Raw genomic sequence first — 14,522 nt, 5'->3', positions numbered from 1 at the left:
TTATTGATGACGATCGATTCTACCGGCGAGCCCTTGCCTGGACAAATTCAAGTCGCATTGCATCGCAAGCGCCGCTGGCAACAGGAACTGACGAAGCGCGACCGCTTCCGTGAGTAAGTCGCCCTCACCCCGCCAGATCGAACACCACGCTCATCGGCGCACTTCCGGTATGGCTCCGATAGCGCACTTTCCCGTGGTAGACGAAGGGCGCGGCCTTGCCGCCCGCCAGCTTAGCTTCGCGCACGAAGAGATGCAGCGAAATGCCCAGCCGCGCGTGATCGATGATCTCCCGACCGCGCTTGCTCTCCGGTGTCGTCGAATTCTGGCTTTGCCAGTGGAATGTGCTTTCGTGGATCCAGTGATCGAGATAACGGTGATCGACGTCCTTGCCCTGCTTGTTGAGCGTGACGAGCAGAACCTGTGCTTTCACGTCGGGCAGAACGACGTGGCCGGAGTTCCAGTTGCCCGGGTTGAAGGTTTCGCCGAAGAGCGGGGGAATGTCCTCGCGCATGAACGACTCACCGACGGCGAGTTCGAGCGGATCGATGACCGCCTTCAGCTTGGCCAGCGTACGCAGCTCGCCAGCCAGTTCGGGCGTGACCACGATGTCTTCGTACTCGGGATTGTGGGCGACGAGCACGTAACTGCCGTCGCGTTTCTTGTTGGCCTCGCGCAGCAGGTACTGGTCGTCGCCGCTTTGATCCTGACGTTCGATCGCCATGACGCTGCCGGTGATCGAGCCCGCGTTACCGGCACCCAGCAGTTCGAGTAGCAGGTAGTCGCCATCCCGGATCGGCTTCTTGCCGCCGTTCATCGAGTTGCCTGAGGCGCGGGCGATGAAATGGCGAGCGGGGTCGAGACGACCGTAGCCGGCACCCAGGCTGCGGAACTCCTCGGCGTCGGCGCTCGCGGTGCGGAAATGGCCGCAGGCGATCTTCAGGTTCGGGAAGTACGGGAGCTCGCTGCGCTCGGGCGCCGGGCGCTTGAAGGGGACGACGTTATCCGGCAAGGTCGAGGAACCGCGACGGACTTCGTAGGCGGCCAGTCGATAATCGACCAGCTCCTGCACCATGGCGGCGAAGCGTTCACGCTGCTCGGCCGGGACGGTGAAGACGGGTTCGAATCTTTGCTCGACCACGCGGAAGAAGCTTCGCGCGTCAGCCGACTTATTGCCGCCGATCCAGGCATTGATCGGATTTTTCTGCCAGTAGCGCAGCCACTTGTCGCCGCTGCCGTCGGGCAAAGCGAGCATGTCTTCCGGCAGATCGGCGAGCAGCGGACGGCGGCGCTGCAACACCGTCCACGATTGTTCGGCGAGGCGGCTCATGCTCGGTGCTGTGCTCCAGCCGTCGAGTTCCTGCAGCGCTTCGAGCAGGACCATCCTGAAGCTCTTATTAATGGCGCTGGTTTCCACCTCGCGCAGGAAGTCGCGATGGGCGGCGAGGATGGCCTGCTCATCCTCGTCCAGGTCTCCCATCGCCAGCACCAACTCGAACCAACTGCCGTATCCGTCACGGACGCGCTTAAGGTTTGCGCCCGAGCGGTAGAACTCGGCCAGGCTCGGACGACGGCCGAGACCGTCACGCAGCGCGGCGTATTCCTTGGCGACGCCGTCGCTGTCGAGCGACTTGAGGAAGTCGATCAGTTGGAGGTCGTAATTGATGAAACACCCGCGCGGCAGTTGCAGCCGCTGCGTCTCGACCTTGCGCGCGAATTCGGCCAGTTGCCGGTAGCTGGCGCCCGACTGCGCCAGCGCTTGCGGCTTGTGCAGGAAGCTGTGGTGATTGCCGATGAAGTCGAGCACCACCAGTCGCTCCTTACCCTCGGCCTTGCGCAGACCGCGACCGAGTTGCTGCAGGAAGAGGATGCTCGACTCGGTCGGGCGCAGCATCAGCACCGTGTCGATCAGCGGCAAGTCGACGCCTTCGTTGAAGAGATCGACGGAAAACACCACCTGAAGAGCGCCGTCGGCGAGGCGTTCGAGCGCTTCGCCGCGGGACAGCACCGAACCGGCGTACACGGCAGCCGCTCTGACGCCCTCGCGCGCAAACTGCTCGGCCATGAAATCGGCGTGACGGGTCGACACGCAGAACGCCAGGGTGCGGCGCTGCGCGCGGCTACGCCACTGGCGCAAGGCATGACGCGCACGCGCCAGGGTCGCGAGCTTGTTCGACAGCTGTTCGGGGTCGAAGCGGCCGCTACGCCAGGGAATCTCCTTGTAATCGACTGATTCGTCCCAGATGCCGTAATAGTGGAACGGCGCCAGCAGGCCGGCTTCGACGCCGGCAAACAGGTTGCGATTGAAGACCAGGTTGTCGTCGCACAGCGACAGGATGTCGGACTGGTCGGTGCGGTCGGGCGTGGCGGTCAGACCGAGCAGGAACTGCGGCGCGAAATGGGCGAGCAGCCGGCGATAGGTCGGCGCGGCGGCGTGGTGGAATTCGTCGATCACGACGTAATCGAAGTGCTGCGGCGAGAAGCGTTCGAGGTGCTCGGCGCGTCCGAGCGTCTGCACCGACGCGCAGAGGATATCGACCTGGGCGTCGCGCAGCTGACCCATGTAGAAGCCGACGCGCGCACGCGGCCGGATGCGCACGAAGGTTTCAGCCGCCTGGTTCAGGATCTCCTCGCGATGCGCGACGAACAGGACGCGGCGCGCGCCGAGCTGCTGGGCATCGAAGGCGGCGAGCCAGGTTTTGCCGAGACCGGTGGCGAGTACGACCAGGCCGCGGCGGTAGCCCTCGCGACGGGTGGTGGCGAGCGCCAGCAAGGCGTCGCGCTGAATCGGGGTGGGCGTCGGTGGTGCTTCGGTCTCGTCGCTGCCTGGCGCCAGCGCGCGCGGTGGTGGCACGCGGCGCTCTTCGTAACGGTCGATCCAGGCATCGCTGAGCGCAACGGTTCGCGGGTCCCGGAACAGTTCCTCGAAGCGGGCACGCGCTTCGAGGAAGCCATCGTCGGCGGGATAGTCGATCCGGTAATTCCACTCCAGGCCGTCGGTCAGCGCCTGCCGGCTGATGTTGCTCGATCCGATGAAGGCCGTGCCGTGCAGGTCGCGATGCTCAGTGAAATGCGCGAACAGGTAGGCCTTCATGTGAAAACTGGTGCTGCCGGCTTCGAAGACGCGCACCGACGCCCCCTGCTCCTGCAACAGCAGCAACAGACGCAGCGCTTCCGGATCGGTGATGCCGAGGTAGTCGCTGGTGACGACTCTGAGCCGGGCCGGCGGCAGCGCGCGCGGCTCGTCGATGCCCAGTGCGGCTTTGAGATCGGGCAGCAGCAGCCGGAAGCCGGCCGTCTTGACGAAGGACACGGCGAGATCGATTTCCGTGGCTTGCGCGATCGCCTGACGCAGCTGCGGCAGGAAAGGCGACTGCTTCTCGCCGGTGATCAGCTTGCGGGTCATGCGAGCGACCCGCGCTTCACCAGCGTGTTGAGCCAGGTTTCGGAGCGCTCGGGACGCCGGTCCTCGCTGCGCCAGAACTCGATGCTCTCGATGTCGGCCAGGCCGTCGAGCCAATGCTGCAACCTCTCCTCATCGGCGTCGGTGAAATGCCGCTCGCCGTCATCGCGTTCGCCGCTGCCGAGCTTGAAGCTCGCGTAGAGCACGCCGCCGGGCTTCAGACCGGCCCACAGGCGCGCGAACGCGTCCGGAAGTTCGGCCTCGCGCAGATGCAGCAGGCTAGCGCAGGCCCAGATGCCGTCGTAGCGGGAACGTTCGGAGAATTCGGCGAAGGAGAGGACCTCGACCGGCTGCTGCAGGAATTCGCTGGCCAGTCGAGCGATGTTCGCAGAAGCGTCGAAGGCGCGGACCCGGTATCCGGCCGAAAGAAAAGCCTTGCTGTCGCGCCCCGAACCGCAGCCGGCGTCGAGGATCAGGCCGCCATCGGGCACTTGCGCCAGGAAACGCGCATGCAATGCGGACATATCAACTTCGATCGTCGATTCGACGAAACGCGCGGCATTGCGCTCGTAATGGGCGACGGTGGCTGTCATCAGGCTGCTGAAACGAGTGGATGACGGGAGGTTACCAGGTCGGAGCGGTGGAGGCGAGGCGGGAACGGCGGCGGCCAACACCACTCAGCGATGGTTTGGATAACGGCAGCGCCGCCGCCTGGAGTGCGTTTCTGACTGCCGCTTGCGGCCAGGAGCTGTCGCTCACCCTCGCGGCTGGACTGTCATTCCGGTGGCTGCTCTACTCAGGTCGCTGCCGTTCCGGGCGCCGCCACCCTATTCGCATGGCTGACTTGGCATTTCAGCCGCACATCATTATGCTAACATCCGCTAACGGCCAGTTGCCGTCGTTCAATGCACCGGGAAAGCTGCCACTTGAACGACGACTATACTGCGGAAGCGGCCGGACGGCCAATTCACACTACTCGGCCGGAGCGGACGTTCATGTTCGGCGGAAGGAGTGGAAGCTATGAGGCAGTCAGCTGCCGCCCAACCTACTTCAAGGCTGAACGGCAGCTTTCTCGACCGAGTGCCGCCTGGAACCGACCCTGAAGAGACATTCACTGTCTCGAAGTTCCACCAGTTGCAGGTTTCTGAGCGAAGTAGTCGCACTGAGGGGTAGCTGGCTCCCCAGTAGTGCGCCTAGACTTTTACAACTTCTAATACAGAAACTACCGGATGGGACACAGGAAATCACCGCCAAGGTGGTGGTCAGTGCCATGCTGGACTGGCGGCTGAGGGGCTTCGGCGCGGCAGTGACACGGGCGTGGAAAACACCGATGGATTCAAGCGAGCATTGAGAAGATGGATTCCAAACTGGAATACAAACCGGTCGGTTTTGGCCAGGACCCGGTCAGCAAAGAGCAGAACCAGGGACTGACGGGAACCTTTTTTATCCCGGCCTACCAGCGCGGGTACCGCTGGACCGAGGTCGAAGTGCGCAAACTGCTTGACGACCTTAAGGAAGGTGCCAGAAGCAGGAAGGACGAGTACTACAGTCTCCAGCCGATCGTGGTAAAGCCGCGGGACGGCGGCAACTGGGAACTGATCGACGGGCAGCAGCGGCTGACCACGCTGTGGCTGATTTTCAACTTCATGCAACAGGGCGGTTACCGCCGTTCCGGGGCCGTTTTTGATCTGGACTATGAAACCCGCCGCGGCAGCCGGGACTACCTGAAAACTCTGGACGTCGAACAGGCAAAGGAGAACATCGACTATTTCCACCTCAGAAAGGCGCACGAGGCCATCAAGGAATGGTTCGAACCTGATACCGAAAACGAGCAGACCTGGGAAAACAATGTCCTTCAAATCTACACCTATCTTTCGACTTTGGTGCGCGTCATCTGGTACGAGGTGCCCGCCGACGAAGCGCCCATCCCGATCTTTACCCGCCTGAACCGGGGGCGGATACCACTCACCGATGCCGAACTGCTGAAGGCCGTTTTGCTGAGTGCCCGGAGTATTGCGGGACGAGAAAACGAGATCGCCGCGCAGTGGGATGGTATCGAGCGCGATTTGCAGCGGGAGGAGATCTGGGCTTTTGTCGCTGGCCGCGTCAAGCCCGGCGGCGACCGGTATGCGACGCGGATCAGCCTGCTGCTCGATACCTTGGCGGAAAATGAGCGACCGGCCGGGGAGAAGAAGCGCCCGCAGTTTCACACCTTCGACACCCTGGTCGACAAGGTCAGGGCCGATCCGGGAGAATTTTGGAAGGGGGTGGTGGCCCTGCACGCGCGCATCCTGGGCTGGTTCGAAGATGTTGACCAACACAACAAGATTGGCTTTCTGGTGTTCATCGGCGTCCCCTTCGGTGCCATCCTGGGCTGGGCAAAAAAGAAGACCAGAAGCGCGTTCAATAGCTTTCTGGACGGGGAAATCAAGCGCCGGCTCGATGTCAGGAAAGATTCCCTGAGGGACGGCAGGGATGCCAAGGACAAGATCCTGAGCTACGGCGACAGTGGCAACACCAAGCTGGAAAACCTGCTCCTGCTCTTCAATGTAATGTGCAGTCGAGAACGCTTTCCTTTCAAGGGGCATGTAGGCGAACACTGGTCACTTGAGCACATCCATGCCCAAAATGCCCAAGAGCTGACCCGCAAGGATCAGTGGGAATCCTGGCTGAAGCTATACAGGGGAACGCTCAAGTCGCTCCCAGCTACGGAGGACTGTCAGAGATACATTGCCGAGATCGAAGACGCACTCGGCAAGCTCGACAGTGACCGTTTTGGCGACCACTTCAGGGGACTGAGCGCGCGCATCGAGGCACATCTGAGCCCGAGCGACCGCGCCGGCGAGGCGGACCACACACTGGCCAACCTCGCTTTGCTGTCCCGTGACGACAACGCCGCGCTGAACAACGCCGTATTCGAAGTCAAGCGACAAATGGTCCTGGAATGGGATAAAGGCGGGATCTATGTGCCGCTGGCGACGCGTCATGTATTTCTCAAGTACTACTCGAAAGCGGGGGCGCTGCAGCCGCACTTCTGGGGTCCCGAAGACAAGGCGGCCTATCTCCAGGCGATCGAGGACAAACTTGCCCCGTACTTGAGTTGAGGATGGCCACCATGACTGCACAATCATCCGGCCCGCAGGGCATTGCTTCCGTCCACACCGGTTTCAGCCAACTGTTTACCGCGGTACAGCTCAAGGCCATCGAAATTCCGCTGATTCAGCGCGATTACGCGCAAGGCCGCAAGAGCAGTGAAGTCGAGCACATACGCGAGCGGTTCATTAGCGAGCTGTGCCACACGCTTGGCGACTCATCCCGAACCCTCGATCTCGATTTCGTCTTTGGCCATGTGGTCGATGACATCTTGTATCCGCTGGACGGACAGCAGCGCCTCACCACCTTATTTTTGCTGCACTGCTATCTGTCATGGCATGTCGACGGCGAGCCCGGCACAGCCGCGCCCTGGCATGCCTTCAGCTACGCCACCCGCCCGGGCGCGCGCGCGTTCTGCGAATTTCTCACCGAGGTGCGGCCACAGCTGAGCCCGCAGCCGATTTCCGAATGGCTGATCGACCAGACGAAGTACCTGCCCACCTGGAAGCACGACCCGACGATACAGGGCATGCTGGTGGTACTCGATACCCTCCACAAACAATACTGGAATTCCAGGGCGTACTCCGGCGCGGAAGTCCGCGGCGCAGCCCTGAAACAAGCATGGACGCGACTGACCGATTCAACCGACCCGGCGATCCGCTTTCACCTGTTGCCGATCACGGCGCAGGACCAGGGCGAGGCGCTCTACGTAAAGATGAACTCGCGCGGCAAGTCGCTCACCGATTTTGAAAACTTCAAGGCCGAACTGGAAGAGCTGCTGGGCAAGAACCAGGACATCCCCCCGGAAAAAGTTTCACTGTTCTCGCGCCAGATGGATACCGATTGGGCCGACCTGTTCTGGGGCTACCGGGGCAACAACACCCTGATCGACGAGGAGTTCATGCGCTACCTACGCTTTCTAATCGAGGTACAGGCATGGAAATCGGGCAGGTTGGTCGATCTGCGCAAGTCGGACGCGGCGGCCCTTTCCGAGTTGTCGGAGGCCTTGCTGGGCTCCGGGCAAGCTGGGGCGCAAGCTCGTCTAGACGGGATCACGCAGGCCCTGAATGTGTGGATGCTTGCCGACAGCAATGGAGTCCTCAGTCCCAGGGACATCAAGCAGGAGTTCGAGCGCTTGTTCACCCGTGAAGAAGCCCCCGCCACGTCGACCCTGCGCGTATTCAATTTCGACAATTTCGACGCGAAGATCATCGGCGTCGACATGTTTCGTGCCTGTTGCGAGCTGTACGGCACGGGTGCCTGGAATCCGGCGCATACCCTGCTGTTCCATGGCGTGATCTGCGCTTTCATCGGCAAGGTTGATGAGGAAGCGCTGCGCTGCCGCCTGCGCCTGCTGCGCAACCTGATCGAGGCCTCCGGGGAGGAGATTCGTACCGACGCCACACGCAACACCATGCCCGCACTGCTGGCCGAGGTCGAGTCCGTCATGCAGGGCGGGGCGCTCGGCGATATCTCTACATTCAATCAGGTACAGGTCGCCAACGAACAGGCCAAGGCCGCCCTCATGCAGGCGCATCCGGCGCTACGGAACGAACTGTGGACGCTTGAGGATCACGAACTGCTGCGCGGCGGGCTCACAGCATTCGATCTCGACCCGGCGCAGTCGCCACAGCAATTCCAGCAACGCGCCAGCCAGTTTGCCCGGATATTCCGGTCGCCGTATCGGGAACTCACGGGCGCCTTGCTGGCCAAGGGCGAGTACGGACGCCGGACGGAAAGAGGCTGGACGAATCATCACGTGCTTGACCTTGGCGCACCGAAAAATCGGGAGCCGTGGCAGTCGATTCTGCGTGGCAAACGGGAAGTCCAGGGCAAGAAACACCCGTGCCTGGCGCCGCTTATGGCCTTGCTCGACGACCTCGCGGCGGGGCAGGATCTGGCCGGGGTGATGAATGGCTACCTCGCCTCATGTGTGATGGATTGGCGCTACTACCTAGTCAAGTATGAATCGATGCGCGAAGGCGCATCGGGACGTTACGCCTTCAGTCCCAGCAGCTACCAGGCCTGCATGCTCGACAAGTGGCAATTCAACAGTGAGTACCGCGATCCCTACTTGCGGGCTCTGGTGCTTCAAAGTGCAATCCCAGAAGAGAGGGTTGGCAGACAATACTTCACCGGCTACGAAAACCAGGCGCGCGACCTCGTGCTTACCCAAAGCGGGCTTCGCATACGCAGCGTGGACGCGGGGTGGCGGCTTGAAGTGGACTCTACGCATCACGTCGCCTTCACGCCGATTGCCGCACAGTTCGGCTGTCAGGGGAGCCCGGGCAAGCCGGACGAGTGGCTTTACGCAGTTACCCAGAGCAACGGTGTCGACACCGAAGACCGCATTGTGAAGGGCGCCACACTGCTCCAGGCCTTGATCACCGCCGGGTTGTAGCGTCAAGGGGCAGGACGGCAGCCGACTTTTTCCGGACCTTCACCTCAAATTATCGGATTACCACTCCCCGCCGTGGGCGCAAGAAATCGCCCCGCTTCCTGTTTCGGCGGACGTCACTGATGATTCCTCACCGGTTCTGAACTCCCGAGTTCGACAGTTAAACGCGTAAGTGTCTGATTCCTATAAGCACAGGGTCAAAAACGTGTACTACAGCAGGGACAGTTGCTGTGGCTGGACGGGTTTTTTCAGTTCCAGGGCGGCAAAGACACGGTTATGGATGTCCGACAGGCGAGAGATGCCGCTGATGGGCTTCGCCGCCTTGTCGATCCGGATTTGATGATGCTGAATTCGTTCCAGCTGTTCGAGGGCGCGTTCCGGCGACAGATCGCTGTCAGCCTTCCGGAGCCTCTGGCGCATGACGCGATAGAGGATCATGGCGATGAAGCAGAGGCTGGCATGCGCCTTGATCCGCTCGGGCAAGCGATGAAACACGGGGCCGATCTCGATTTCGGACTTCAGCACGCGGAAGCCGCGTTCGATGTCGGCGAGCGACTTGTAGCGATCGACGACGCCTTGCGCGGTCAAGTCGGGCGTGTTGGTCACCAGCAGCAACTTGCCGTCCATCAGTTCGGCCAGCACGAGCGCGTCCTCATTGATGTCGTAGGAGAACAGTTCGTTCTTCAGGTCGACGCGGAAGATGTTGCCCAGACGGGCTTCCTTGACCGCGTGATAGAGCCGCGCCTTGGCACCGCTGTCCGACAGCTTCTTGCCGCGTGCTTTGACGCCGGCGTCCTGCGCGTCCAGCTTGCCGACCCAAGCGGCAGCCTGCGTTTCCAGCGCCTGAATCCGCTCCCGGCGCAAAGCGCCGGTTTCCTTGGCGACCTGCGGATCGTGGGCTACGACCAGGCGCAACTTCAGCCACGGCAACTCGCCGACGATTTCCTGCTTGGCTTCCGCGCAGCGTTCGTCATGGAAGGGGCGCAGCAGGTCGACGAACTCGGTGTAGCGGCGCCCCGGAACGGCAAGAACAAACTCCAGCGGCTTGCCGCTCTCCAGACGGATTTCGGACAAGACATCGAGGTTGTCCAGCGACAGCAAGCCCCGGTCTGCCACCAACACGACGCGGCGTATCGACGGAAAGCGTTCGAGCACGGTCTTCAGCGTCGGCAACAGGGTCGGCGATTCCGCCGTGTTGCCGGCAAACACCTCGTGGTAAATCGGCAGGCCATCGCCGGTCTGCACGACGCCGAGCATGAACTGCCGGGCGATCAAGCCCTCCTTGGCCATACCGAAGTGGCGGACATCGCCTTCCTCGCTCGAGTGTCCCTCCGCCCGAATCGTCGTCATGTCGTAGAAGACCACCGACAGTTCCTGATCGATCAGCGGACGCAGCAAGCCGGCGACCACGGCATCGACGTCGGCTTGGTGGTCGATCAAGGCATCCATGCTGCGTAGCAGATGCTGGTGCGTGATCGACTCGACCTCGATGCCGGGCATGGCAACGGTTTCCAGCCAGCGCAAGACGCCCAGTTTGGATTCCGGGTCGCACAGGCGGTTGAAGACCATGACGCGGATCAGTGCTTCGACATCGATGCTATGCCGGGTCTTGCGAAACACCCGGCGCAGTTCGCCGAACCCCAGTGTTTCCCACAACTCGTTCAGCGCCCACACGTTGCCGAGGGCACGCGCCGACTCGAACTCGAACGGTGGCGCGGAAGCCTTCAGGAAGTCGGGACGGCCGGTCAGCTTGAGCAGGCCGGAGATAACCGAATCGAGTTCGTCGCTGATCTGGTCGAGGCGGCCGAGCGTCGCCAGCGTGCGGTGCTTGGACTTGCCGTTCTCGTCACGGAACGCCTCGACGAGCTGGAGGTACTGGCGCGAACCGGAGCGGGTGATCTTGATGAACATGCCCCTACTTTGCCCGCACCCTATTCCATGTCAAATAAACGGCTTAAAACCCAAGACGTGCCACTACACGACTTTTTGAGAAATGGCCCGCAAACCCGCATGGCTACGTAGAAAAACCGCAAAAATCGGCATTTTTATGACGAAACTGTCGAACCCGGGTGAACTGAAGTTGCTGCCGTAACAGTAGATCGTTCGTATTCCCGATGCGCTCCAATCATCATTAACTCGCAATCACCATCAGAGGATGATTGGTTACGGTGCGCAGAAAGAGACTTGTCGCCCCCAGTATTGTGAGGTGTTCGTTTTCAATTCCGACCTTCGACAAGCCCGGCTGAACAATTCCAACTCTAAAAGCGACGTACTTGCGCCGAGATGCTTTTCTAAGCACAATCAACTTGTCCAGACTTCCCCTCACGAATCTTGATGGGCGACCGCCGCGATGCTTGGTTTCACGTTCAGTTAGGTGGGCAACGAGATTGGAAAAATTCCAAGTCCATTTAACGGACTTTTGCGCTTGACCGCAAACCTCGTAAAGGTCGTTCGCGCGATTGCCTGGAGCTGCACCGGAGGAATACTTGCAATGCCAAAGCGTGACAGTGATAGTGTCCTCGCTCTCCTCAATCGCTACTATGTCCGCACTTTCTCCGGCGTCGTCGTCATCGATGATGAACGCTGACGGCCCTTGCTCTAAATGCTCGATGGATTTCTGCTGGATTGATCGGGGGCGAAGCTCATTTCCTTTCCAGCGACTTTCCTGGTTCAGTAACGTTTCGCCCCAGGCAAGTTTTCCTATCAGACCACGGTCGAAAACTTCGGCCAGTTCCTCACGCGGCTTCAGCAATATGTCACCTGACAGTTGCGAGCCATCTGCTAACCGCACCAGAGGAGGGTTGGTAGTGAAGAAGCTGATAGCGGGCTGAACTTTGTTGAATGCTTCGATGCTGATTTCAGGTCCCTCAACACGAGAGATTGAGTAGAACAGCCCATGGATAGAATTTTCAGCGATAAGTGTCATTCTGAAGACGCATTCCACGTCTTCGCCAGCCTTCAGCTTAAAGGTGAAGGCATGCCCAGCAGGAACCCATTCCACCAGATCCATTTGGCATTCATGGAAGCTGTATTTGTCTTCACCATGCACGACCGTGATGTTGAAGCTTGCTGACTCGAATAGTTGCTCCGGCCAATCTACCATCATTGCGTGTTGATCGGGAAGCACGCCGCTTTTTCTGAGCTCAGGAATCAACGTGTATTTGAGAAAGTCATTCGGTTCTATGTTCTCGTTTGACAACTTCACACCCAGATCACGGCACCAATCTCTCCATCCCGCGAGAGAGTCGGTCTGGAGCGACCAGATCTTTCCTTTACGCGAGCACCCGACACTCACCCTCCTTCCGTCTTCGTATCCGACGCCCATGACGTTCGATTTCATCTTGTCCTGTTGTAGAACAGGATCAATTGCGTCGCGAACATCAAGTCCGGCGAACATCTGGTATCTGACGTTCCTGCTCAAGCCAGTCAGACCAACACTGTGCAGAGTCAACCGTCGCAAGTTGCTGAACGCTCGAAACACATCCTCGTCACGTACCGACAGAGGATCGGAGGACAGGCTCTGCGCCAACTTTAAGGCGAAGGACTTCCGCGAACTGTTGATGAAAAGGAGACTTCGTTCCTCATCATAGTAGATGACAAACAAGTCCCATGTGTCGATAGCGATGTCACGTGAGTCTGTCCAGTCAACCTTGTCTTTTTGATTGACAATTAAGACCAGCATCTGGTCCTGCTGACTGAAGGTGGGCTGGTGGATGAATTGAGTTGGCCTAAACGCCTTGTGATACCCGGTGTGATCGAAGTCTGGCACTCGAAATACTTCAGTGCTCAGTTTTGGCTTCATCGTCAGTGTGGAAATCTCCAGCCCGGATGTCATCTCCTCAAGTGGCTGAAGGTTTTCCACCAACTCTGACAATCTAGCCTGCGGATTAATAGCGTCGTAGCTCAGGTCTGACAGCAGATTGTTCCAATCAGCATCCTCCTGATAAAGTCCTTCCAGCGCTTCGGGAACCCCGTCTTCTGCCGTATTAGCGACAAAGCTTGCATTCCCAACATTTTCGGCGGCTCGCGCGAAGCGTCCAATGAATTGCAAAGTAATGCCCAAGCTCTTGTGCACCGAATGCAGCGCTGCAACCTTCAGTTGCGGTAGATCGAAGCCCTCGCCGAACATGTCAACACAGATCACTATCCTGTGTAACCCTCGTCGGATATTCCGCAGCACTTGCTCCCTGCCACGCGTTTGACTGTGGACCAACACCGGGTTCAGGTCCGCAAATTTTGCGCTATAGATCTCTGCAAAGAGGCGTTGAGCTTGACCGATGGTGTTCGCTCTTGCGAGCAGCATGTGGTCTAGACCGTTCGCAAGGTCAGCTCTCAACTTTTCCACTGCCGTTTCAGCGATTCTGACGTCTGACAGCAAGCTGTCAGGCTCGAAGACTTGCAGGAATTGGATCGGCTTAAAAAACTCGTTCTCTTGTGCGAGTTGGAGCGGGTAGTTGTAAATAATTTTTCCATTGAGCGCCTTGCCATCCTCTCGAAAAGGCGTGGCGGTGAAAAGAAGCATTCGGGCATGCCCGCAGAATTCCGAGAATTTGTTCCACGTTGTCGCCTGAGCGTGATGTGCCTCATCTAAGAAAACTTCACTGAAGAGAGCAGCAAATGCCCTTTGCTCGTTATCGTCACCTCGGCTGATTGAAGCCATTGTCGTTACGACGATGTTACATGTCCGGATCACGTCGAACTGCGCAGCTTCGGGCTTACCCGTAATCACGCCTACCACGGGATTCTGAATATCAACAATGATGCCGAGTCTCCTGAGAAGCCCATATTCGCGAAACTTGTCTGCAGTCTGCTGACGGAGCGCATCCGTAGGCACTATGACGAGAATCCGATCACCGCGCGACTCGACTGTGACGGCTAACATCACTTCGGTCTTTCCAGTGCCTGTGGGCATCACAACGATTGCTGGATCTTTGCTCAGGCTCCAATGCGCTGCGATTGCATGAAGTGCGCCGATCTGAGGAGATCGTAGCCCAGGTCGTGCAGCGTGGCCCTCGGCCGCATCAAGCTGTGAGACATAGTTGATGCCATTCCGCCATGAGGCATGAGCTTTTGTCTTGAGCCGATTGCCTTCGTCAAGGCTTGCTTCAACTTCTCTGAAGCGGGCATTCTCGACCTCCAATACTCGTTCTACGACTACGCAATTTGTCCCACGTATCACACCTGTAGGAGCTAGGTCCGTGAAATCGAAACCGTTGATGATTAAGTCTACGGCATAGGTTGAACCGTCTACTGTGACCGCTTTGAGCCGCTTGAAATTTGGACCGCGAGACCTATGCGGAGTGATTGTTGCAGCACGGACCTCGCTCGCCCGAGCGATGCACGAAGCATCTATGACGCCATCTCGCTTCTGATACGAGAATTTGATTGGCAAACGAATATGCGTTGCCGCGGCGATGTCCTCTTCCGTAACCATTACCTGCCCCCATCGTCATGTTTTCAGCATGATACTCATATTTAATTATCTGCGGGGAATGTTGATTGACCGGTGCCGCCATCTGACACAGATTCCGAAATCTCTGGGTAGGCAAGCAGAAAGCGAGGGGCCGCTCACGGCCGCACTTGCCTGCCGCCTCTCCTTAGCGATTCAGGAACCAGTGCCACATATGCCGG

At 59.3% G+C, this 14,522-nt stretch carries 6 protein-coding genes; 2 read left to right on the top strand and 4 right to left on the bottom strand.

Annotation, left to right across the window (positions count from 1 at the left end; translation table 11 throughout):
• Positions 1 to 124: 124 nt before the first annotated feature.
• On the bottom strand, positions 125 to 3,403 hold the full coding sequence (locus tag CCR84_RS10000; protein ID WP_242508656.1) for a DUF3427 domain-containing protein: 3,279 nt from the start codon (positions 3,401 to 3,403) through the stop codon (positions 125 to 127).
• Positions 3,400 to 4,071: a class I SAM-dependent methyltransferase gene (locus tag CCR84_RS16505; RefSeq protein ID WP_242508655.1), complete on the bottom strand. Its 672-nt coding sequence runs from the start codon at positions 4,069 to 4,071 to the stop codon at positions 3,400 to 3,402. The genes CCR84_RS10000 and CCR84_RS16505 overlap by 4 nt, the downstream gene beginning before the upstream one ends.
• 684 nt (positions 4,072 to 4,755) lie before the next feature.
• Between CCR84_RS16505 and CCR84_RS09995 the strand changes: the two genes are divergently transcribed.
• Together CCR84_RS09995 and CCR84_RS09990 are read left to right on the top strand one after the other, a co-directional pair.
• Positions 4,756 to 6,504 carry a DUF262 domain-containing protein gene (locus tag CCR84_RS09995; RefSeq protein WP_201211817.1) on the top strand — a complete coding sequence of 583 codons (1,749 nt, stop codon included), beginning with the start codon at positions 4,756 to 4,758 and terminating at the stop codon, positions 6,502 to 6,504.
• An 11-nt stretch (positions 6,505 to 6,515) separates the two neighbouring features.
• Positions 6,516 to 8,894, top strand: coding sequence for a DUF262 domain-containing protein (locus CCR84_RS09990; protein ID WP_201211815.1), 2,379 nt, complete (start codon positions 6,516 to 6,518; stop codon positions 8,892 to 8,894).
• Between the two features lie 207 nt (positions 8,895 to 9,101).
• Here the strand turns inward: CCR84_RS09990 and CCR84_RS09985 are convergent, their stop codons facing one another.
• The gene (locus CCR84_RS09985) at positions 9,102 to 10,802 is read right to left on the bottom strand and encodes an IS1634 family transposase (protein ID WP_201211813.1); all 1,701 of its coding nucleotides are present in this window, start codon (positions 10,800 to 10,802) and stop codon (positions 9,102 to 9,104) included.
• Between the two features lie 220 nt (positions 10,803 to 11,022).
• Positions 11,023 to 14,325: a DEAD/DEAH box helicase gene (locus CCR84_RS09980; RefSeq protein WP_201211811.1), complete on the bottom strand. Its 3,303-nt coding sequence runs from the start codon at positions 14,323 to 14,325 to the stop codon at positions 11,023 to 11,025.
• Positions 14,326 to 14,522: the final 197 nt, after the last annotated feature.

The organism is Rhodocyclus purpureus (genome assembly GCF_016653115.1).
GTDB lineage: Bacteria > Pseudomonadota > Gammaproteobacteria > Burkholderiales > Rhodocyclaceae > Rhodocyclus > Rhodocyclus purpureus.
The sequence above is the reverse complement of the archived record's forward strand: the minus strand, read 5'-3'. Positions and strand labels throughout refer to the sequence as shown.